19 protein-coding genes and 2 tRNA genes are annotated in these 21,525 nt (G+C 72.5%); 15 read left to right on the top strand and 6 right to left on the bottom strand.

The genetic code is table 11. The annotated features are described in order from the left end of the window. Positions 1–55 precede the first annotated feature (55 nt). From yidC to rpmH, 4 genes are read right to left on the bottom strand one after another with little or no spacing between them, the layout of a single operon-like run. Entirely contained in the window at positions 56–1,018 is a 963-nt protein-coding gene (gene yidC, locus KMZ30_RS20785) for a membrane protein insertase YidC (RefSeq protein WP_215514167.1), read from the bottom strand. Between the two features lie 57 nt (positions 1,019–1,075). Continuing rightward, complete coding sequence (gene yidD / locus KMZ30_RS20780; RefSeq protein ID WP_308279871.1) at positions 1,076–1,396, bottom strand: membrane protein insertion efficiency factor YidD; 321 nt, start codon at positions 1,394–1,396, stop codon at positions 1,076–1,078. Further along, complete coding sequence (gene rnpA, locus KMZ30_RS20775; RefSeq protein ID WP_215514166.1) at positions 1,393–1,758, bottom strand: ribonuclease P protein component; 366 nt, start codon at positions 1,756–1,758, stop codon at positions 1,393–1,395. Before rnpA ends, yidD begins: the two co-directional genes overlap by 4 nt. A 9-nt stretch (positions 1,759–1,767) precedes the next feature. After that, positions 1,768–1,905, bottom strand: coding sequence for a 50S ribosomal protein L34 (gene rpmH, locus KMZ30_RS20770; protein WP_013885212.1), 138 nt, complete (start codon positions 1,903–1,905; stop codon positions 1,768–1,770). A gap of 399 nt (positions 1,906–2,304) precedes the next feature. Here rpmH and dnaA point away from each other — a divergent pair, with 399 nt between their 5' ends. The 3 genes from dnaA to gnd all read left to right on the top strand — a co-directional run bounded on the left by dnaA (position 2,305) and on the right by gnd (position 7,018). After that, positions 2,305–3,816: a chromosomal replication initiator protein DnaA gene (dnaA, locus tag KMZ30_RS20765; protein WP_215514200.1), complete on the top strand. Its 1,512-nt coding sequence runs from the start codon at positions 2,305–2,307 to the stop codon at positions 3,814–3,816. Between the two features lie 960 nt (positions 3,817–4,776). After that, a complete protein-coding gene (gene dnaN, locus KMZ30_RS20760) occupies positions 4,777–5,910 on the top strand; it encodes a DNA polymerase III subunit beta (protein ID WP_215514165.1) in 1,134 nt (377 codons plus the stop codon). An 85-nt stretch (positions 5,911–5,995) separates the two neighbouring features. Further along, the gene (gnd, locus tag KMZ30_RS20755) at positions 5,996–7,018 is read left to right on the top strand and encodes a phosphogluconate dehydrogenase (NAD(+)-dependent, decarboxylating) (protein ID WP_215514164.1); all 1,023 of its coding nucleotides are present in this window, start codon (positions 5,996–5,998) and stop codon (positions 7,016–7,018) included. Positions 7,019–7,042: 24 nt separating this feature from the next. Here gnd and KMZ30_RS20750 read toward each other — a convergent pair whose 3' ends face one another. Continuing rightward, on the bottom strand, positions 7,043–7,660 hold the full coding sequence (locus KMZ30_RS20750; RefSeq protein ID WP_215514163.1) for an Hcp family type VI secretion system effector: 618 nt from the start codon (positions 7,658–7,660) through the stop codon (positions 7,043–7,045). A 105-nt stretch (positions 7,661–7,765) separates the two neighbouring features. Here KMZ30_RS20750 and recF point away from each other — a divergent pair, with 105 nt between their 5' ends. Then, positions 7,766–9,025 (top strand): DNA replication/repair protein RecF, encoded by a 1,260-nt coding sequence (gene recF / locus KMZ30_RS20745; RefSeq protein WP_215514162.1) that lies wholly within the window; start codon positions 7,766–7,768, stop codon positions 9,023–9,025. 139 nt (positions 9,026–9,164) lie between these two features. Next, positions 9,165–9,707 (top strand): DciA family protein, encoded by a 543-nt coding sequence (locus KMZ30_RS20740; RefSeq protein WP_215514161.1) that lies wholly within the window; start codon positions 9,165–9,167, stop codon positions 9,705–9,707. Between the two features lie 129 nt (positions 9,708–9,836). Here KMZ30_RS20740 and KMZ30_RS20735 read toward each other — a convergent pair whose 3' ends face one another. Continuing rightward, positions 9,837–10,583 (bottom strand): TetR/AcrR family transcriptional regulator, encoded by a 747-nt coding sequence (locus KMZ30_RS20735; RefSeq protein ID WP_215514160.1) that lies wholly within the window; start codon positions 10,581–10,583, stop codon positions 9,837–9,839. A gap of 113 nt (positions 10,584–10,696) precedes the next feature. On the opposite strand from KMZ30_RS20735, the gene KMZ30_RS20730 reads away from it, so the two are divergent. The 10 genes from KMZ30_RS20730 (at position 10,697) to KMZ30_RS20685 (ending at position 20,989) form a co-directional block, all read left to right on the top strand. Then, positions 10,697–11,164: a nitroreductase family deazaflavin-dependent oxidoreductase gene (locus tag KMZ30_RS20730; RefSeq protein WP_308284339.1), complete on the top strand. Its 468-nt coding sequence runs from the start codon at positions 10,697–10,699 to the stop codon at positions 11,162–11,164. Between the two features lie 31 nt (positions 11,165–11,195). Beyond that, positions 11,196–11,948, top strand: coding sequence for an enoyl-CoA hydratase-related protein (locus tag KMZ30_RS20725; protein WP_308279870.1), 753 nt, complete (start codon positions 11,196–11,198; stop codon positions 11,946–11,948). A 56-nt stretch (positions 11,949–12,004) separates the two neighbouring features. Further along, positions 12,005–13,426 (top strand): protealysin inhibitor emfourin, encoded by a 1,422-nt coding sequence (locus KMZ30_RS20720; RefSeq protein WP_215514158.1) that lies wholly within the window; start codon positions 12,005–12,007, stop codon positions 13,424–13,426. 179 nt (positions 13,427–13,605) lie between these two features. Then, complete coding sequence (locus KMZ30_RS20715) at positions 13,606–14,928, top strand: HSP90 family protein (RefSeq protein ID WP_215514157.1); 1,323 nt, start codon at positions 13,606–13,608, stop codon at positions 14,926–14,928. Positions 14,929–15,124: 196 nt separating this feature from the next. Beyond that, entirely contained in the window at positions 15,125–17,296 is a 2,172-nt protein-coding gene (gene gyrB / locus KMZ30_RS20710; RefSeq protein ID WP_215514156.1) for a DNA topoisomerase (ATP-hydrolyzing) subunit B, read from the top strand. A 52-nt stretch (positions 17,297–17,348) separates the two neighbouring features. Then, positions 17,349–19,988 carry a DNA gyrase subunit A gene (gyrA, locus tag KMZ30_RS20705; protein WP_215514155.1) on the top strand — a complete coding sequence of 880 codons (2,640 nt, stop codon included), beginning with the start codon at positions 17,349–17,351 and terminating at the stop codon, positions 19,986–19,988. Next, the gene (locus tag KMZ30_RS20700; RefSeq protein ID WP_308279869.1) at positions 19,985–20,551 is read left to right on the top strand and encodes a DUF3566 domain-containing protein; all 567 of its coding nucleotides are present in this window, start codon (positions 19,985–19,987) and stop codon (positions 20,549–20,551) included. Before gyrA ends, KMZ30_RS20700 begins: the two co-directional genes overlap by 4 nt. Before the next feature lie 103 nt (positions 20,552–20,654). Then, a tRNA-Ile gene (locus tag KMZ30_RS20695) sits at positions 20,655–20,731 on the top strand. Between the two features lie 31 nt (positions 20,732–20,762). Further along, on the top strand, positions 20,763–20,885 hold the full coding sequence (locus KMZ30_RS20690; protein ID WP_211250970.1) for a DLW-39 family protein: 123 nt from the start codon (positions 20,763–20,765) through the stop codon (positions 20,883–20,885). Between the two features lie 31 nt (positions 20,886–20,916). After that, positions 20,917–20,989, top strand: a tRNA-Ala gene (locus KMZ30_RS20685). Positions 20,990–21,525 lie beyond the last annotated feature (536 nt).

Below are 21,525 nucleotides of genomic sequence, written 5' to 3'. Positions count from 1 at the left end.
GACGTCGTACCGGTGCTGTGGGGCGTCGGCGGCACCGAGGTGCCCGACGCGGTGCTCACTTCTTGCCCTTGGACCGCTTCTTGGACTTTGGCTGGACCCGCTGACCGATCGTCGTCTGGTCCTCGACCTCGGCCTCGGCGGCCACCGCCGGGGCGCCGGGGACCGGCTTGCCCTTGCGCGCGAGCCGCGCGTGGTACGCCCGCTCGGCGGCCGAGCCGGGCGCCGGCATCCGGCGGATCACGTAGAACTGCTGGGTCATCGACCAGACGTTGGTCGTGAACCAGTAGACGAGGACACCGATCGGGAAGTTGATGCCGGAGACGGCGAAGATGATCGGGAAGATGTAGAGCAGCATCTTCTGCTGCTTCGCGAACGGGCTGTCCAGCGCGGACTGCGGCATGTTCTTCGTCATCAGCTGGCGCTGGGTGAGGAACGTCGTCGCCGACATGAGGATGATGAGGACGACGGTGACGATCTGCGTCGACAGGTTGTTCGCCCCGAGGAAGGTGTCGGACAGCTGGGCGCCGAAGATGGACGCCTTCTCGGCCTGGGCGGCGACGTCCTTGGTGATCGGGCCGATGCTGGCGGCGCTGCCGGTACCGGCGGCCAGCTCGTCGAGGCCGTTGAGGACGCGGAAGAGACCGAAGAAGAACGGCGACTGGACGAGGATCGGGAGGCACGAGCTGAAGGGGTTGGTCCCCTCCTTCTTGTACAGCTCCATCGTCTCCTGGGTCATCGCCTGGCGGGACTCCGGGTCGGACTTGCCCTTGTACTTCTTCTGGATCTTCTGCAGCTCGGGCTGGATGAGCTGCATCTTGCGCGATGCCTTGATCTGCTTGACGAACAGCGGGATCATCGCGGCGCGCATGACGAGCACGAGCCCGACGATCGACAGGGCCCACGTCCAGCCGGAGGCCGCGGGCAGCCCGATCGCCGTGAGGGCCTCGTGGAAGCCGTACATGATCCAGGCCACGAGCCACTCGATCGGGGCCAGGATGCTGTTGAACAGGTCGCCCATGATGTCCTTCGCTGGGCCGGCCTCAGCCGGCGTGTGGGGTCACGGTCGTGACGGGGGTCAGGGGTGCGACGGGCTCGCCGGGCCCGTGCTCGGTCGGTACGGCTTGGGTCCGGTCGTGCCGGCCACCGGACGGCCCGTCACCGGGTCGCGGTCCGGCACGTGGTCGACCCCGCCCGGGGTCCACGGGTGGCAGCGACCGATCCGGCGCACGGCCATCCACGACCCGCGCAGCGGGCCGAACCGCTGGAGCGCGGTCACGGCGTACTCCGAGCACGAGGGGTAGTACCGGCAGGTCGGCGGACGCAGCGGGCTGATGAACCGCTGGTAGCCGCGGATCATCCAGACCAGGGGCGTGGCGAGGAGGCGTCCGACGCTCACGAGGCACCTCCGACCCGACCGACCACCTTGTGCACCAACGTGTCGAGCGCACCCCCCAGTTCCGCGGAGGAGGCCCCGGCGGCGGCGGGGTTGGCCCGGACGACGAGGTCGACGCCGGCCGGCACCCCCGCGAGGCGGGCCGCGACGAGGTGGCGCAGGCGCCGCTTGGTGCGGTTGCGCACCACCGCGTTGCCGACGGCCCGTGACACGACGAAACCGACCCGCGGCGGGCATCCCGCGCGCGCGTCGGTCCGGGTGGCGTGCACCACGATCAGCCTCGAGCCGGCCCGGGTGGTCCCCCGGCCGCGGACCGCCGACGCGAAGTCCGCCCGCTCACGCAGACGGTTCGGCGCCGGCAGCACCGGTCGGCCTCAGGCCGAGAGCTCGGAGCGACCCTTGCGACGCCGGGCGGCGAGGATGGCGCGACCCGCACGGGTGCGCATCCGCAGACGGAAGCCGTGCGTCTTGGCGCGACGGCGGTTGTTCGGCTGGAAGGTCCGCTTGCTCACGATGTATCTCTTTCGCGGTGTCGGGCCGGACGGCCCGGGGGCTGGGAAGACGGCCTGGTCGGCCGCAGTCGGAGACCCACGACGTGCTGGGGAGCAGCGTTCGCGGGCATGCGAAAACGGCCGGAACAGGCCCCCCCAAGGTACCCGAGGCGCCGCTCACCGACCAAACCCACGGCCGGGTACCGCCGGACCCGCACCACGCTCTACCATCGCACGGAGCATCGGGCGGGCGCGGCACGACACACGCGGAGGACGACTCCGGCGGCGTCGACCGCACCATGATGTCCCCACAGGCTGTGGACAATCGTGTGGACGACCATCCCTCCCTCGCAGTGCCGACCGGCGCGGCGACCACCACCAGGGCATCGGAAGGACGGGAACCACGTGCCGGACGCGACGATGACCCAGGTGTGGCAGGCCACGCTGGAGGCGCTCGACGAGGACGGGATCCCGGTCCAGCAGCGCGCCTTTCTCTCCCTCGCCCGCCTCGTCGGCCTGCTCGACGACACCGCCCTCATCGCCGTCCCGAACGACTTCACGAAGGACATCGTCGAGACCCGGCTGCGCGAGCGGGTCACGCAGAGCCTCGGCGAGCGCCTCGGGCGCGACGTCCGCCTCGCGGTGACCGTCGACCCGACCCTCGGCGAGGTCGGCGAACCGACATCCACCGGCGTCGGCGACGACGGGCACGAGGCGCGGGCCGCGGACCGCCGCCAGCAGATCGACGACCTCGAGCTCGACGACGACGGCGACGGCACCGACCACTCCGCCGGCCTGGCCACGGCCCACGCCGACCACGACGGCGCCGGCCCCGACCTCGTCGCTGTCCCCGGGATGCGCCGGCCGCGGCCGGGCGCGCAGGTGCCGGAGCAGATCGAGCTGACGCGCCTGAACCCCAAGTACACCTTCGACACCTTCGTCATCGGCGCGAGCAACCGGTTCGCGCACGCCGCGGCCGTCGCGGTCGCCGAGGCGCCGGCCAAGGCGTACAACCCGCTCTTCGTCTACGGCGACTCGGGGCTGGGCAAGACCCACCTGCTGCACGCCATCGGGCACTACGCCCGCAACCTCTTCCCGCACGTCAAGGTGCGGTACGTGAACTCGGAGGAGTTCACGAACGACTTCATCAACAGCATCCGCGACGACAAGGCGGCCAACTTCCAGCGCCGCTACCGCGACGTCGACGTGCTGCTCATCGACGACATCCAGTTCCTCCAGGGCAAGGTGCAGACGCAGGAGGAGTTCTTCCACACGTTCAACACCCTGCACAACGCCGGCAAGCAGGTCGTCATCACCAGCGACGTGCCGCCGAAGCTGCTCACCGGCTTCGAGGCGCGGATGCGCAGCCGCTTCGAGATGGGCCTGCTCACCGACGTGCAGCCGCCCGACCTCGAGACGCGCATCGCCATCCTGCGCAAGAAGGCCATCCAGGAGCGCCTGTCGGTGCCCGAGGACGTGCACGAGTTCATCGCCTCACGGATCTCGACGAACATCCGCGAGCTCGAGGGCGCGCTGATCCGCGTCACGGCCTTCGCGAGCCTCAACCGCCAGCCGGTCGACATGAGCCTCGCCGAGATCGTCCTGCGCGACCTCATCCCCGACGACTCGACGAGCCAGGTCACGCCGGCGACGATCATCGCCCAGACCGCGGCGTACTTCGGGCTGACGATCGAGGACCTCCAGGGCCAGTCGCGTTCGCGCGTGCTCGTGACGGCCCGGCAGATCGCGATGTACCTGTGCCGCGAGCTGACCGAGATGTCGCTGCCGAAGATCGGGCAGCAGTTCGGCGGCCGCGACCACACGACGGTCATGCACGCCGAGAAGAAGATCCGCCAGCTGATGGCCGAGCGCCGCGCCATCTACAACCAGGTCACCGAGCTGACCAACCGGATCAAGCAGCAGTCCCGCTGACGCCCGGCCTCGGGCCTCTCCGACGCCTCCGGGGCCCGGTCGCTCCGTCGCGCCCTGGTGACCCCGCACGTGCGGGCTTATCGCTGTCCGGAACCACTCCCGACCTGCCCAACCCCGCACGTGCGGGCTTATCGCTGTCAGATTCCGGTCCCGACCTGCCCAACCCCGCACGTGCGGGCTTATCGCTGTCCGGAACCACTCCCGACCTCCCCAACCCCGCACGTGCGGGCTTATCGCTGTCCGCCGGCGGTCATCGGGAGCCGGTCGGCCGTCCCCACCCGGTCCACACCTCGTCCCCCGGTCGTCCGCAGGGTTCTCCACAGGTTGTGCACAACCGGTGTACAACCTTCGTCCAAGGCTGGCAGGACGCTGACCCGCAGCGCGCCGCGGAACCCGTCGTTCACCCCCTGTTCGCCCGACCCGGCCCTCCGTCATCCACCGCTGGGTACAAGCCTGTGGACAACTCGGCCCCATCCCCGCCCGCACGCCCCGCACGCCACGGTTTGTCCACAAGGCCTGTGGACGACTGTGGACGACGGCCTCACCTCCGTGGACGACGGATGACGCCTCCGTGGACGCCCTGTGGACGCGATCTCGTCGTCAACACGACGGTTGATCTTCTCCACGGTTGGTCCACGGTCCGTCCACACCACGCGCCGGACGGATGACCTGCGCCGACGCCCCGCCGTCCACAGGATCCACACCTCCGACCACGACGACGAGATCCCTCAATCACCCTGTCCGCCCCGACCAGGTGCTGAGGACGGCGACCCCCGGCCCGACCTCTCGATGATCGGGTCGAGCACCCGTCCGGAGCGGATGGTGCGCTCCGAGGACGTGCACTAGTGTCAGGGACCCCGCCCGCGTGAGGGAGGCGCCGTCGCGCGTCCCGAGCCGGTGCGGTGTGGTCTCCGATGCACGACAGGGGCGGCTGGTCCGCGCCGGACAAGGGTGGTAGCCGTGAAGTTCCGCGTCGAGCGCGACGTCCTCGCCGAGGCGGTCACCTGGGTGGCCCGTGGCCTGCCCGCGCGCCCGCCGGTCCCGGTGCTCGCCGGCATCCTCCTCGAGGCCTCCGACGACGGCACCCTGACCCTCTCGGCGTTCGACTACGAGGTCTCGGCCCGGGTCACCGTCGCGGCCGAGGTCTCCGAGGCCGGCACCGTCCTCGTGCTCGGCCGCCTCCTCGCCGACATCTCGCGCCAGCTGCCGGACCGCCCGATCGACGTCGTCGCCGAGGGCAGCAAGGTCCAGGTCACGTGCGGGGCCTCCCGCTTCAGCCTGCTGATGATGCCCGCCGACGACTACCCGACCCTCCCCAGCTCGCCCGAGCCCACGGGGTCGGTCGACGGCCACCTCTTCACCCAGGCCGTGGCCCAGGTGTCGGTCGCGGCCGACCGCGGCGACACCCTCCCGATCCTCACCGGCGTCCGGGTCGAGGTCGAGGGCGACAAGATGACGCTGCTCGCCACCGACCGCTACCGCCTCGCGATGCGCGAGCTGACCTGGAACCCGACGGCGACCGACGCGAGCCACGTCGTCCTCGTCCCGGCCCGCACCCTGAGCGATACCGCGCGCAGCCTCGGCGCCGCCGGCTCCATCGACGTCGCTCTCGGCGCCACCGCGGGCGGCGACGGCCTCGCCGGCTTCGAGGCCGGCCGGCGCCGCACGACGACGCGCCTGCTCGACGGTGAGTACCCCAAGGTCTCCTCGATCTTCCCGACGAGCTCCGAGACCGACGCGGTCGTCCGCACCGCCGAGCTCGTCGAGGCCGTCAAGCGCGTCGCGCTCGTCGCCGAGCGCAACACCCCTGTGCGCCTGCGCTTCTCGGGCGACCAGGTGGCCATCGAGGCCGGCACCGGTGACGACGCCCAGGCGTCCGAGGCCGTCGAGTGCGCCCTGACCGGCCCCGACATCGAGATCGCCTTCAACCCCCAGTACCTGCTCGACGGCCTCGGCGTCGTCGGCACCGACTGGTCGCGGATCTCCTTCACGCAGGCCTCGCGCCCGGCCGTGCTCAGCGGCCAGGAGAGCGCCGACGGCGAGGCCGACACCTCGTACCGGTACGTCCTCATGCCGGTCCGCTTCGCGTCCTGACCCGCAGCCGCCCCCACCGGGCCGGTGGCGGGCGGCGTAGCCTTCGGGACGGACACCTGCGACACCTCGACGAAGGAGCCTTCGGATGCAGCTCGGACTGGTCGGCCTCGGCAAGATGGGCGGCAACATGCGCGAGCGTCTGCGCCGCGCGGGCCACGAGGTCGTCGGGTACGACCGCAACCGTCAGGTCTCGGACGCCCGCTCGCTCGCCGACATGGTCAAGCAGCTCGAGGGCCCGCGCGTCGTCTGGGTGATGGTCCCCCACGGCGCCCCGACGACCGAGACGATCGAGAAGCTCGCCGACCTCCTCGACAAGGGCGACCTCGTCATCGACGGCGGCAACAGCAAGTTCACCGACGACGCCGTCCACGAGAAGCTGCTCAGGGCCCAGGGCATCGGCTACCTCGACTGCGGCGTCTCCGGCGGCATCTGGGGCCTCGAGAACGGCTACGGCCTCATGGTCGGCGGCACCGCGGCCAACGTGAAGAAGGCGATGCCCGTCTTCGACGCGCTGCGCCCCGAGGGCCCGCGCGACGAGGGCTTCGTCCACGCCGGCAAGGTCGGCGCCGGGCACTACACGAAGATGGTCCACAACGGCATCGAGTACGGACTCATGCAGGCCTACGCCGAGGGCTACGAGCTGCTCGAGAAGAAGGACATCGTCGAGAACGTCCCCGGTGCCTTCAAGGCCTGGAGCCGCGGCACGGTCGTCCGCTCCTGGCTGCTCGACCTCATGGTCGCCGCGCTCGAGGACAACCCGAGCCTCGAGGACGTCTCGGACTACACGGTCGACTCCGGCGAGGGTCGCTGGACGGTCGAGGAGGCCATCGAGCTCGGGGTGCCGATGCCCGTCATCTCGGCCTCGCTCTTCGCCCGGTTCGCCTCGCGCCAGCACACCTCCCCCTCGATGCAGGCCGTCGCGGCGCTGCGCGGCCAGTTCGGCGGCCACCAGGTGATGACCGTCGCCGAGGGCGAGGCCCTGCGCGGTGGCGAGGACGGCTCGAGCTCGCGGGCCAAGCGCGCCGCGGACGCCAAGAAGGCCACGACGAAGGGCACCGCCCGCAAGGCCGCCGCGAAGAAGTCGGCGGCCAAGCGCACCGACCTCTGACGCCTGCCGCCGCCGGGCGCGGGCTCAGGCCACCCGGCCGGAGCGCAGGTCCCAGCTCACGGTCACCGGCGTGCCGGGCGTGCCGTCGGGGTTCTGCGGCGTCCACGTCTCGGTGACCCCGCCCATCGCGAACGACACGACGTCGACCGGCAGGCCGGCGCTCGACATCACCTCGTAGCCGGTGAGCACGACGTCGGTGAAGGCGAGGGTCATCGTCTCGACCGGGCTCTCGCCGGCCCGCACGACGTGGACGACGGCGCTGCGCACCGTCCGGCCGGTCACGAGCCGGCGGAGGAGCTGGGGCGAGGCCGACGACGAGAACGCCGCGAGCCGCACGTCGCCGGCGACCGGCCGGCCGGCGGAGGAGCCGGCGCCGGTGGTGGTGCGCGTGGCCTTGACGCCCCAGTCGAGGGCGAGCAGCTCGACGGCGCCGGGGAAGCGCTCGGCCTGCGAGTCGCCCGTGATGCCGTCCGCGACGAGGTACAGGTCGCAGCCGCCGGAGGCGAGGGCGTCCGGCGGGACGACGAGCCCGGCCGGGGCGGCGGCCTGCGCCGCGGTCGCGAGGCCGAGGGTGCCGAGGGTGCCGAGCCCGAGGGCCCCGACGAGGGTGCGGCGGCTGCTGCCGAGCGAGGGGTGGGTCATCCGGGCCTCCTGGGTGCGGGCACCGGGGCATCCGGTGCGCTCGGCGGGAGGAGGCACGGCACCGGCCCCCTGATACCGCGGCGGGCCGCGCACTAGTCTCGGGGAGTGTTCGTCCGGCACCTCTCCCTCGGGGACTTCCGCAGCTACGAGCGGGCCGAGCTCCCGCTCGGGCCGGGCGTGACGACCCTCGTCGGGCTCAACGGGCAGGGCAAGACCAACCTCGTCGAGGCCGTCGGGTACCTCGCCTCGCTCTCCAGCCACCGCGTGGCGACGGACGCGCCGCTCGTCCGGTTCGGCGCCGAGCGGGCGGTCGTGCGCGGCGCGGTGGTGCGCGACGGGCGCGAGACCATGGTCGAGCTCGAGATCACGCCCGGGCGCGCCAACCGGGCCCGGCTCAACCGCTCGCCGGTCCGTCCGCGCGAGGTGCTCGGCACGCTGCGCACGGTGCTCTTCGCCCCGGAGGACCTCGCACTGGTCAAGGGCGACCCCGGCGAGCGCCGGCGCTTCCTCGACGACCTTCTCGTCGCGCGCCAGCCGCGGTGGGCCGGGGTGCGCCAGGAGTACGACCGCATCGTCAAGCAGCGCTCGGCCCTCCTCAAGTCCGCGCAGCCCTACCTCTCGCGCCGGGCGCGCGGGCGGCGGCCGCGCCCGGGGGCCGAGGCGCTCGACCCGGCGTCGGAGGCGGCGAGCGCGCTGCACACCCTGTCGGTGTGGGACCAGCAGCTCGCCGGGGTCGGCTCGCAGCTGCTCTACGCGCGGTTGCGCCTCCTGCGCGACCTCGGGCCGTACCTGACCAAGGCCTACGACGAGGTGAGCAACGGGCAGTCGGACGCCCGGGTCGCCTACCGCTCCTCGCTGCGCGAGGCGACGGCGGGGCGCATCGCCTCCGGTGAGGTGCCCGAGGTCGCCGAGCTGCACGAGGAGGTGGTCGCGAGCCTGGCCGAGGTGCGCGACCAGGAGGTCGAGCGGGGCGTCTGCCTCGTCGGGCCGCACCGCGACGACGTGCTCCTCACCCTCGGGGAGCTGCCGGCCAAGGGGTACGCGAGCCACGGGGAGTCGTGGTCGTTCGCGCTCGGGCTGCGGCTCGCGGCCTTCCAGCTGCTGCGCACCGACCTCGGCGACGACCCGGTGCTCGTCCTCGACGACGTCTTCGCCGAGCTCGACGCCGGCCGCCGCGAGCGACTCGCCGCGATGGTCGCCGACGCCGAGCAGGTGCTCGTGACGGCCGCGGTCCCCGCCGACGTCCCGGCCTCGCTCGCCGGCGCGACGCGCAGGGTGACGCTCGGCAGTGTCGAGACCGACGAGGAACGAGCGGCACCCGAGGACGACCAGGGCTCGGAGGCTGACGGTGCCGACCCCTCCTGACCCACGCGTATCGGGTGACCCGATACGGCCGCGCTCTCCCCGGGAACCGTTCCCCGGGGAAGCGGCAGGTTCTCGCGCAGAGCCCACCGACCAGGGACCGGATGCCTCGCCGTCCGGTGCGCCGGCGCCGCAGCTCCCGGTGGAGGACGGTGACGACACCACTTCCGGGTTCGCCGCCGACGGGGCGCCCGAGGTCGAGGAGGGGCTCGCGGCGGCCGAGGCGCTGGCCCGCGCCCGCGCCGCCGCCCGCGCAAAGGGCCTGCGCCCGGGTCTCAAGCCGCGCCGACGCGCGAAGGACGTCCCCGGCGGCCGCAAGCGCTCGGGCCGAGACCCGCAGCTGCTGTCGGACCAGATCGACCGGTTCGTCAACGACCGGGGCTGGGGCGCCGACGTCGCCGTCGGCTCGGTCATCGGCCGTTGGCCCGGCATCGTCGGGCCCGACATCTCGGCGCACTGCCAGCCGACGGACTTCGTCGACGGCGTCCTCACCATCCGGGCCGACTCGACCGCCTGGGCCACCCAGCTGCGGCTGCTCGAGAACACGCTGATGACCCGGCTCACCGACGAGGTCGGCGAGGGGACGGTCACCGAGCTGCGCGTCGTCGGCCCGAGCGCGCCGACCTGGTCGCGTGGCCGGCACCGGGTGCAGGACGGCCGCGGCCCCCGCGACACCTACGGCTGACCGACCGGGCGCCCTCACCCCCAGCACCCATCGACTTCTTGCGAGTTCCGCCGCTCGACACGCCTGTGAGCGGCGTGTCGAGCGGCTCAACTCGCAAGAAGTCGGAAAGAACCCGGGGTGGGAGGGGCGTCAGGCGGGGGTGCGCAGGAGGGCGAGGGTGAGGCGCAGCTGGTGCTCGAGGAGGGCGCCGGGGTCGGTCAGGGTGTCGCGCCCGTACTGGCCGAAGACCTCGAGGCTCGTGCCGCCGACGAGAACCGCCCAGAGGAGCAGCGCGCGCCCCATGACGTCCGGGCCACCCGGCAGACCGGTCTCGTCGCAGAGCCGGCGCAGGTCCGCAACCAGCCCACTCGCTCGATCCGGCCCGGCCGTTCCGCCGGATGCCTCCAGCAGCGGCGCGTCGACCGGCACCGCGCCGACCGGCGACACCGCACCCACCTCGACGCCCTCCGCGAGCAGCCGGAGCAGGGCGAACGTCACGCGTGTCCCCGGCTCGACGGTCCGCTCGGCCGGCGCCTCGTACCCGGGCACCGGGCTGCCGTAGAGCAGCGCGTACCGCGAGGGGTCGCCGACCGCCCACGCGCGGAACGCCGCGCCGGCGACGACGACCCGCTCGTCCCACGGGCGGTTATCGGCCGCGGCGACCGCCGCGTCGACGGCGTCGGCCAGCTCGGTGTAGGCGTCGACGACGAGGAGCGTCAGCAGCTCGTCCCGGTTGGCCACGTACCTGTACACGGCCGACGAGACCATCCCCAGCTCGCGCGTCACTGCCCGCAGCGAGAGGCCCGCCGCGCCCTCCGTCGCCAGGTGCCGCCGGCCGACCTCGACGATGCGCGTCTCGAGGTCGCGACGGCGCTCGGCGCGGGAGGTGGGAGGCACGGAACCATCCAACCACAAGAACGAGAGCACTGCTCTTGACAGCGCCCAGGACCTGGGCGCAGACTCCACACATAACGAGAGCACCGCTCTCACTTCCTGAGGAGCCGATGACCGTGACCGCCCACCACCCCTCCGCCGACCGTTACGTCCGCCCCGACACCCGGATGGACGCCGCCTTCAACGCCGCCGTGCGCTGGCTGACCGCCCGCGGCATCAGCCTGCTCGGCTCCCGCGTCCTCACCGTCACCGGCCGGCGCTCCGGCCTGCCCCGCAGCACGCCGGTCAACCTCATGCCGCTGGAGGGCGAGCGCTACCTCGTCGCCCCGCGCGGCGTCACCGAGTGGGTGCGCAACGTGCGCGCGAACCCCGAGGCTGAGCTGCGGCTCGGGCGCCGGACCGAGCGGGTGCACCTGGTCGAGGTCCCGGTCGAGGAGCGCCCCGCCGTCCTGCGCGTCTACCTGCGGCGCTGGGGCTGGGAGGTCGGCCGCTTCGTCGAGGGCCTCTCGAAGGACTCGACCGACGCCGAGCTCGCCGCGGCCGCCCCCGGCTTCCCCGTCTTCCGGGTGACGACCGCCCCCTGAGGCACGGCGTCCGGCGGCTAGGGTCGGCCCCGTGGATGCCGACGTCGCCCCCCTGGTCCGCCGTGACGACGAGGACCGGGTCGCGGTCCTCACCCTGGACTCGCCGGCCAACCGCAACGCCCTCTCGCGCCGACTGCTCGCCGACCTGCGCGACCGGCTGGCCGAGGTCGCGCAGGACGAGTCGGTCCACGCCGTCCTCCTGCGCTCGAGCCATCGCGTCTTCTGCGCCGGCGCCGACCTCAAGGAGGCGGCGACCGTCGACATGACCGAGCAGGCCCGCGCCATCGTCGACGTCCAGCGCCGCATCGCCGCGCTGCCGGTGCCGGTCGTCGCCCGGCTCGACGGCCCGGTGCGCGCCGGCGGCATAGGGCTCGTCGCCTCCGCCGACGTCGTGGTCTGCCGCGACGACGTGGGCTTCGCCCTCACCGAGGTCCGCCTCGGGCTCGCGGCCGCCACCATCTCCATCCCGCTGCGCCACCGCCTCACCCCGCGCTCGGCCGCCGACTGGTTCCTCACCGGCCGCGTCTTCACCGCCACCGAGGCCCGCGACCAGGGCCTCGTCACCCACGTCGCCGACGAGGCCGGGATGGACGCGACGGTCGGCGCCGTGCTCGACGACCTGCGGGCCGGCGCCCGGCAGGGGCTGACCGCCGCCAAGCAGATCCTCAACGCCGACCTCCTCGCCTCCTTCGAGCGCGACGGGGAGGCGATGGCGCGGATGTCGGGCGAGCTGTTCCACTCCGACCTCGCGCAGGAGCGGATGGCCGCGGCGCTGCGCCGCTGACCCACGCCGCCGGCCGTCGGGTCGCGGCTGTCGGTGGGCGGGTCCATCGTGGAGGGATGACGCACTCGCCCGCCCGCTGCTCGATCGTCCCGCCGTACCTGCTCGCCGCGCTCGCGGCCTCCGGCGACGACCACGTCGCGCAGCGCGCCGACGCCACGCTGCGCAGCGACGCCGAGCTCCGGCGTGGTCGGGTCACCGCCGAGGCGCGTCCCGGCGGGACGACGCTGCCCGGCGGGGCGGCCGGAACCGACGCCGGGCCGCAGCGCACCGTCCACGACGCCCAGCAGGGCACGACCCTGCCCGGGGTCAAGGTGCGCGGCGAGGGCGACCCGGCCACCGCCGACACCGCCGTCACCGAGGCCTACGACGGCCTCGGCGCCACGTGGCAGCTGTGGCAGGAGGCGTACGGGCGCAACTCCCTCGACGGCAAGGGCCTGCCGCTCGTCGCCACCGTCCACTACGGGCGCGACTACGACAACGCGTTCTGGGACGGCGCCCAGATGGTCTTCGGCGACGGTGACGGCGAGGTGTTCCTCGGGTTCACCCGCAGCCTCGACGTCATCGGCCACGAGCTCGCGCACGGCGTCACCCAGTACACGGCGGGCCTGAACTACCAGGGCCAGTCCGGCGCGCTCAACGAGTCGGTGTCCGACGTCTTCGGCGTGCTGGTCAAGCAGCACTCGCTCGGCCAGGACGCCGCGGCGGCCGACTGGCTCATCGGTGCCGACCTGCTCGCGCCGGGTGTCAAGGGCGTGGCGCTGCGCTCGATGGCGGCGCCCGGGACCGCCTACGACGACCCGCGCCTGGGCAAGGACCCGCAGCCCGCGCACCTGCGCGACTACGTCGAGACCTCCGAGGACAACGGCGGCGTCCACATCAACTCCGGCATCCCCAACAAGGCCTTCCACGACCTCGCCGTCGCGCTCGGCGGCAACGCCTGGGAGGTCGCCGGGCAGGTCTGGTTCGACACGATCGTCGGCGAGATCCGCGCCGACTGCGACTTCGCGACGTTCGCCGGCTTGACCCTCGCCGCCGCCACCGCGCGCCACGGCGAGGGCTCGCGGGAGGCGGAGGCCGTGCGCGCCGCCTGGAGCGGTGTCGGGGTCGAGATCGGTGCGGATGCCCCCGCGCCCGGCTCCCCCGCCCCGCAGACGCCCGGCACGCCGGTCCCCGACGCGCCGGCGCCCGGCACCGAGCTCGAGGTCCGGCGCACCGGCGGGTTCGCCGGCCGCACCCGCACCCGGACGGTCGTGCTCGGCGAGCTGCCCGAGCCCGACAACCGCGCCTGGCAAGACCTCATCGCCACCGACCGCCTGCGCACGCTGGCCGCCGGCGTCGAGCGCGAGTACCCGGACGCCTACTGCTACGGCGTGCGCTGCGCGGTGCCGGAGGTCGACGTCGTCGTGCCCGAGCCGGTGCTGACCGACGACGTCCGCGACCTGTTCGAGCGCACCCTGCGCCCCCACACGGACGGCTGACCTGCGGGGGGACCGCCGCAGGAGCGGCGGGTCGTTCGTTCGGCCGGACTCCCGGGACGTCGGGGGGAGCCGGGCCGCGAGCGGCAGCGGGTGTCGACGGCGCGCGGGCACCGTGGGAGAAACCTTCGCCCACGGTGACCACCATCCCCCGGTCGCCGCCCATCGGAACGGACTCCGACGTGAACGACCACCCCTCCGGCCGCGACCCCGGCCACCCCGCGCGCGACCCCCACGACCCCGAGGGTGCCCGCTCCGGTGACGGTGGGCCCGGCGGCCGCGGCCCGATGCGCGACCTGCTCGCCAGCGCGCTCGTCGGCATCGAGGCGCGGCGCCGGGTCGACCCCTCGCACGTCGGCCGGGTGCGCGTCACCTCGGCCACCGGCGGTGGGCCGCTCGTCGTCCACGACGACGGGGTGGGCTTCACGCCGCAGGAGGTGCGCTGGCTGAGCGCTGCGCCCGCCACGGCCGAGCACGGCCAGGTCCGCGAGGGCCTGCGCCGGTACGAGACCTCGCTCCTGACGGCCTTCGGCGTCGCCGACGTCGTCGAGCTCGTGACCCGCTCGGCGCTGGTCCCGATGGCCCCGACGATGCGCTGGGTCGGCCTGCCCGACGGCACCGTCCTCGTCACCCTCGCCGACGAGCCGCTCGAGCGGCCCGGCACCCAGATCCGCCTGCACCCGCGGCGCGCCACCCGCACCTGGTGCACCCCCGAGACCGTCCTCGAGCAGGTGCTCGACATCATCGACCAGCTGCCGGTCGCGGTCGAGGTCGACGGCGTCCTCGTCTCCGGCGGCACAACTCTGTGGGAGCGCCCCGCCGCGCAGCAGGCCGAGTGGTGCCGCCAGCGCCTGGGCGTCGACCCGCTCGCGGTGCTGCCGCTGCGCACGACGGTCTCGGGCGTGCGCGCCGTCGCCGCCGTCCTGCCGGTCGAGACCGGGCCCGACCACCACGAGGGCCACCGCCGCTACGTCGGCGGGATGCTCGCCGAGGAGGGCCCGTCCGCCCTCGTCCCGGACTGGCTGACCTTCTGCACCGTGCTCGTCGATGACCGGCGCGACGCCCTGACCGACCCCGCGCACGACGACGCCGCCGTTGCGGAGCGCGTCGGGCGCGCGGTCCTCGCGCAGCTCATCCTCCTGGGAGCGGCCGACCCCGCGCTGTACCGGCAGGTCATCGACCTCCACGGCAGCGCCCTGGCCCGGCACGCCCTCGAGCACCGCGACCTGCTCGACCTCGTCCGCTCGACGGTGCCGCTGCCGACGACGCTCGGCCCCCGCACCCTCGACGAGCTGACCGGCCTCGGCGAGGTGCTCTACACCGACGACCCCGCCGTGCTCGCCGCCGTCACCGCGGCGGCGACCCGCGACGGCCTCGCCGTCGTCGACGCGACCCGGCCGCACCTGGCCACGCTCCTCGACGGGCTGGCCGCGGCGCGGGTCACCGGACCGGCCGTCGTGCGGGTCCGGCCGAGCGTCGCGGACGTGCACGGCGCCGCGTCCTGACCCCCGGCGCGGACGAGCCCGAGGAAGGCCGCTCAGCGCCGCTGGGAGCCCGGGTTGCGTGTGGGGAGTCGTGGACACCCTCGACAATCGGTGAGAACCGGCGCCACGGGCCTCCCAGCGGGTCATCTGTCGGCCCCGAGCGGTAGGATGGGCGGCAACAGCGCGCCCGTGGGTGACCAGCCCGTGGGCGCGCGCCATGAGCACCGGTCGGGCGTGCACGCCCCCCGGAGCCAGCCGACGAAGGAGCCCCGTGGCCGACCAGCCCGACACCCCCGACGTGCCCGCCGAGGACCCCGTGGTCCCGCCGCAGGAGGACCAGGCCACCCCGGTCGCCGGCCCGGCCTACGACGCCTCCGCGATCACCGTGCTCGAGGGGCTCGAGGCCGTCCGCAAGCGCCCGGGCATGTACATCGGCTCCACCGGCGAGCGCGGCCTGCACCACCTCGTCTGGGAGATCGTCGACAACGCGGTCGACGAGGCCCTCGCCGGCTACGCCGACACCATCGACGTCATCCTCATGGAGGACGGCGCGGTCCGGGTCAAGGACAACGGCCGTGGCATCCCCACCGACATGCACCCGACCGAGGGCGTGAGCGCGGTCGAGCTCGTCCTCACCCAGCTGCACGCGGGCGGCAAGTTCGGCGGCGGCGGCTACAAGGTCTCCGGCGGTCTGCACGGCGTCGGCTCCTCGGTCGTCAACGCGCTCTCCACGCGCCTCGACGTCTGCGTGCGCCAGAAGGGCCACGCGCACCGGATGTCCTTCGACCACGGCGTGCCCACCGGCCCCCTCACGCAGATGGAGGAGACCGACCGCACCGGCACCACCATCACGTTCTGGGCGAGCCCCGAGATCTTCGAGACGACCGAGTACGACTGGGAGACGATCCGCTCGCGCTTCCAGCAGTACGCGTTCCTCAACAAGGGCCTGACGATCAACCTCGTCGACGAGCGCGTCACCGAGGCCGCGGGCGAGGGCGAGCCCGACCTCGATGGCGTCGACTCCGACATCACGGTCGTCGAGGACAGCGAGGACGCCGGCGCCGACGGCACGGCCCGCACGACCACGGCCCGCTCGGTCTCCTACCGCTACGACAACGGCCTCGTCGACTACGTCGACCACCTCGTCGCCTCCAAGCGCAGCGAGCCGGTGCACCCCGACGTCATCGCGATCGAGGTCGAGGACGAGGCGCGCAGCCTCTCCCTCGAGCTCGCGATGCAGTGGACGACCGCGTACTCCGAGTCCGTCCACACCTACGCCAACACCATCAACACCCACGAGGGCGGCACCCACGAGGAGGGCTTCCGCGCGGCGCTGACCAAGCTCGTCAACGACTTCGCGCGCAAGCAGAACCAGCTCAAGGAGAAGGACGACAACCTCACCGGTGACGACGTCCGCGAGGGCCTGACCGCCGTCATCAGCGTCAAGCTCGGCGAGCCGCAGTTCGAGGGCCAGACGAAGACCAAGCTCGGCAACTCCGAGGTCAAGGGCTTCGTCCAGCGCGCGATGACCGAGGAGTTCGGCGACTGGCTCGAGCGCCACCCGAACGAGGGCAAGGAGATCGTCCGCAAGGCGATCCAGGCGGCGACGGCCCGGATGGCCGCGCGCAAGGCCCGCGAGGCCACCCGCAAGCGGGTGCTGGAGTCCGGCGGGCTGCCCGGCAAGCTGCGCGACTGCCAGGCCAAGGACCCGGCCGTCTCCGAGGTCTTCATCGTCGAGGGCGACTCCGCCGGCGGCTCGGCGGTGCGCGGGCGCAACCCGCACACCCAGGCGATCCTCCCGATCCGCGGCAAGATCCTCAACGTCGAGCGTGCGCGCCTCGACAAGGCCCTCGCCAACCAGGAGGTGCAGGCGCTCATCTCGGCGTTCGGCACCGGCATCGGCGAGGACTTCGACATCGAGAAGGCCCGGTACCACAAGATCGTGCTGATGGCCGACGCCGACGTCGACGGCATGCACATCCGGACGCTGCTTCTCACGCTGCTCTTCCGGTTCATGAAGCCGCTCATCGAGGCCGGGTACGTCTACCTCGCGCAGCCCCCGCTGTACCGCCTCAAGTGGAGCAACGCGGCGCACGAGTTCGCCTTCACCGACCGCGAGCGCGACGCGCTCATCGCCGAGGGCCAGGCCAAGGGCCGGCGCCTGCCGAAGGACAACCCGGTGCAGCGCTACAAGGGTCTCGGCGAGATGGACTACCAGGAGCTGTGGGAGACCACGATGGACCCCGACCAGCGGGTGCTCCTCCAGGTGACGCTCGACGACGCCGCCGCGGCCGACGAGATCTTCTCGATCCTCATGGGCGAGGACGTCGAGAGCCGGCGCTCGTTCATCCAGCGCAACGCGCGCGACGTGCGGTTCCTCGACATCTGACGCCGCGCGTCACCCACGACCTCCCCTGACGACCCGCTAGGCAAGGACCTCCATGACCGACCAGCCCGTCGAGACCGACCGCACGGAGCCGATCGACCTCAACACCGAGATGCAGCGCTCGTACATCGAGTACGCGATGTCGGTGATCGTCTCCCGCGCACTGCCCGACGTGCGCGACGGCCTCAAGCCGGTGCACCGCCGCGTGCTCTACGCGATGTACGACGGCGGCTACCGCCCCGACCGCGGCTTCAACAAGTGCAGCCGCGTCGTCGGCGACGTCATGGGCCAGTACCACCCGCACGGCGACAGCGCGATCTACGACGCCCTCGTCCGGCTCGTCCAGGACTGGTCGCTGCGCTACCCGCTCGTCCAGGGCCAGGGCAACTTCGGCTCCCCCGGTGACGACCCGGCCGCCGCGCCGCGGTACACCGAGTGCCGGATGGCGCCGCTGTCGATGGAGATGGTCCGCGACATCGAGCAGGAGACCGTCGACTTCAAGCCGAACTACGACGGCAAGACGCTCGAGCCGGAGGTCCTGCCCTCCCGCTTCCCGAACCTGCTCGTCAACGGCAGCGCCGGCATCGCGGTCGGGATGGCGACGCAGATCCCGCCGCACAACCTGCGCGAGGTCGCCGCGGCCGCCGAGTGGATGCTCCGCCACCCCGACGCCAGCCGCGAGGAGGCGCTCGAGGCGGTCATGAAGGCCATCCCGGGGCCGGACTTCCCGACCGGGGCGCTCATCATGGGCCACCGCGGCATCGACGACGCCTACCGCACGGGCCGCGGCTCGATCATCATGCGGGCGGTCGTCGAGGTCGAGGAGATCCACAACCGGCAGTGCCTCGTCGTCACCGAGCTGCCCTACCAGGTCAACCCGGACAGCCTCGCGCAGAAGATCGCCGAGCACGTCAAGGACGGCCGGCTCGCGGGCATCGCCGACATCCGCGACGAGACCTCGGGCCGCACCGGCCAGCGCCTCGTCATCGTGCTCAAGCGCGACGCGGTGGCCAAGGTCGTGCTCAACAACCTCTACAAGCACACCCAGCTGCAGACGACGTTCGGCGCGAACATGCTCGCCCTCGTCGACGGCGTGCCGCGCACGCTGCCGATCGACGCGTTCATCCGCTACTGGTGCGAGCACCAGATCGACGTCATCCAGCGGCGCACGGCCTACCGGCTGCGCAAGGCCGAGGAGGAGATCCACATCCTCCGCGGCTACCTCAAGGCGCTCGACATGCTCGACGAGGTCATCGCGCTCATCCGCCGCAGCCCGACCGTCGAGGAGGCGCGCAACGGCCTCATCGAGCTCCTCGAGATCGACGAGATCCAGGCGCGGGCCATCCTCGACCTGCAGCTGCGGCGCCTCGCGGCCCTCGAGCGGCAGAAGATCATCGACGACCACGACAAGCTGCAGGCGCAGATCGAGGACTACAAGGACATCCTCGCGACGCCCGGCCGCCAGCGCGACATCGTCTCCGACGAGCTGCGCGCCATCGTCGACAAGTTCGGCGACGACCGCCGCACGACGATCATGCCGACCGACGGCGACATGTCGATGGAGGACCTCATCCCCGAGGAGGACGTGGTCGTCACCATCACCCGCGGCGGCTACGCCAAGCGGACCCGGGTGGACGCGTACCGCTCGCAGCGGCGCGGCGGCAAGGGCGTGCGCGGGGCGGCCCTGCGCGGCGAGGACATGGTCGACCACTTCTTCACGACGACCTCCCACCACTGGCTGCTGTTCTTCACCAACCTCGGCCGGGTCTACCGCGCCAAGGCGTACGAGCTGCCGGACGCCGGGCGTGACGGCAAGGGCCAGCACGTCGCGAACCTCATGGCCTTCCAGCCGGGCGAGGAGATCGCCCAGGTGCTGGCCATCCGCTCCTACGAGGACGCGCCGTACCTGCTCCTCGCGACGCGGGCCGGCCTGGTCAAGAAGACGCGCCTCTCGGAGTACGACAGCCCGCGGGCCGGCGGCCTCATCGCCGTCAACCTGCGCGACGGCGACGAGCTCGTCGGCGTCGGGCTGGTCGAGGCCGAGGACGACCTCATGCTCGTCTCGCGCAAGGGGCAGTCGGTGCGCTTCCACGCCGACGACGCGACGCTGCGCCCGATGGGCCGCGCGACCTCCGGCGTCACCGGCATGAAGTTCCGTGACGGCGACGAGCTGCTCTCGATGTCGGTCGTCGCCGACGGCGAGGACCCGGACGTCTTCGTCGTCTTCGAGTCGGGCCTGGCCAAGCGGTCCAAGGCGTCGGAGTGGAACGTCAAGGGGCGCGCCATCCTCGGTGTTGCCGTCGCGAAGCTGTCCGAGAAGGGCGGCGACCTCGTCGGGGCGCTGACCGTCGACGAGGGCGACGAGGTGCTCGTCGTCTTCGAGAAGGGCAACATCGTCCGCTCGCGCGTCGACGAGGTGCGCCTGACCGGCCGCAACACGATGGGCGTGCAGTTCGCCAAGCCGGGCCGCAACGACGCGATCGTCGCCGTCACGCGCAACCCCGAGAAGGAGGTCGAGGAGGCCGTCGAGGCGGCCGAGGAGGCCGCCGGCGAGGGCGCGGGTGACGAGGTGGTCACGACTGTCGAGACCCCGGGTGGCGAGGTCGCAGCCCCGGCGGAGGATGCCGTACCGTCGGACCCGACGTCGACCGACGACTCGTCGGGCGGCGACGCAGACCGAGGAGGCCGTGAGTGAGCACCGCAGACAGCGCCGGGCGTCCCGCCCGTCCGTCGGGTGCCGCGCGCCCGGCCCGCCAGGAGGCTGCCACGATGCAGCGTGACGCCACCCGTCCGGTCCCGACCGGCCGCGAGGCCGTGCCGGCCGCCGGTCGCGAGGCCGGCGCGTCCGGGTCCACGGCCGCTACGGCGACGAAGCCGGCTCCCCGGCCTGCGTCGTCGCGCCGGGTCAAGCTGACCGTCTCCCGCATCGACCCGTGGTCGGCGATGAAGATGTCGTTCCTCCTCTCGGTGGCGCTCGGCATCGCCCTCGTCGTGGCCACGGTGGTCCTGTGGACCGTCCTCGACGCGATGGGCGTCTTCGACAAGGTCAACGGCGTCATCGGCTCGGTGATCCAGGACGGCGGCACCCGTTTCGACATCCTCGACTTCGTCGGCTTCACCCGCGTGGTGTCGCTGTCGATCGTCATCGCGGTCGTCGACGTCATCCTCATCACCGCGATCGCCACGCTCGGGGCGTTCCTCTACAACCTCTCGTCCGCCCTCGTCGGCGGCGTGCACCTCACCCTCACCGACGACTGAGGTGCAGGTCGGAGCCGCCCCGACCCCCGTTTTGGGGAGCGGGGCGGGCATCGGGTAATCTCGTGCACCGCGCCTCCTGAGAGGTGCGACGCCGGTCGGTGACGGGCCTATAGCTCAGACGGTTAGAGCGCTTCCCTGATAAGGAAGAGGCCACAGGTTCAAGTCCTGTTAGGCCCACCACCCGACCTCCCCGGCTCCCAGGTGGTGTTCCGTGAAGAAGCTCCTCGTCCTCCTCGCCTCTGCGGCAGGTGCGTTCGCCCTGAGCAAGCAGATCAAGGACAAGCAGGCCGAGAACCGGCTCTGGGCCGAGGCCACGGACACCCCGCAGAGCTGACGCTCACCCCGCCGCCCATGCGCGGCACCCGGGGGCCATGGCGCAATTGGTAGCGCACCTGCTTTGCAAGCAGGGGGTTAGGGGTTCGAGTCCCCTTGGCTCCACAGAGGCCCTTTCCGCTCGTCGGTCAGGGCCTCTTGCGCGTCCGTACCCCAGAGAAGTACTGCAACGCACCCTTGGCTAGCCGGCCGTGCGGCGGTCGCCGCAGTCAGCCGAATGCTCCTGGGTTGGCCAAATGCACCTCGTCATGTTCGGGAGTTCGGCTGGACACTAAGTCCGGCCCTTTTTGAGGTGGGTTCAGGGGCGACGTCGTGCACGAGCCGGATGCGCTGAGGGTTCAGGGGCAACGCAGCGCACTTGACGCCATCGGAGACTCGGAAGCTGATCATTGGGCGCGAGTGGCCAACGCTGCAGGCGGGGGTCGCCCGCTGGTAGTGGGGCGGGAGCGTCGGCCGGCGTTCTCAGACGTGCAGGGGGTGGACAAGACGCGTCTGAAGCAGAGGAACGTCGCTGGGAGCCTGACCCGCTTTTCCGGACACCTGAGCTGAGGCGATGATCGTCTCGGAGAGGAGTCTGGGATGCCTGCTGCCAAGCCACCGGAGTTCCGTCGTCGAGCGGTGGAGCTGACCCGGGTGCCGGG

The sequence above is a fragment of the Phycicoccus mangrovi genome (assembly GCF_018729305.1).
Classification (GTDB): Bacteria; Actinomycetota; Actinomycetes; order Actinomycetales; family Dermatophilaceae; genus Phycicoccus; species Phycicoccus jejuensis.
The sequence above is the reverse complement of the archived record's forward strand: the minus strand, read 5'-3'. Positions and strand labels throughout refer to the sequence as shown.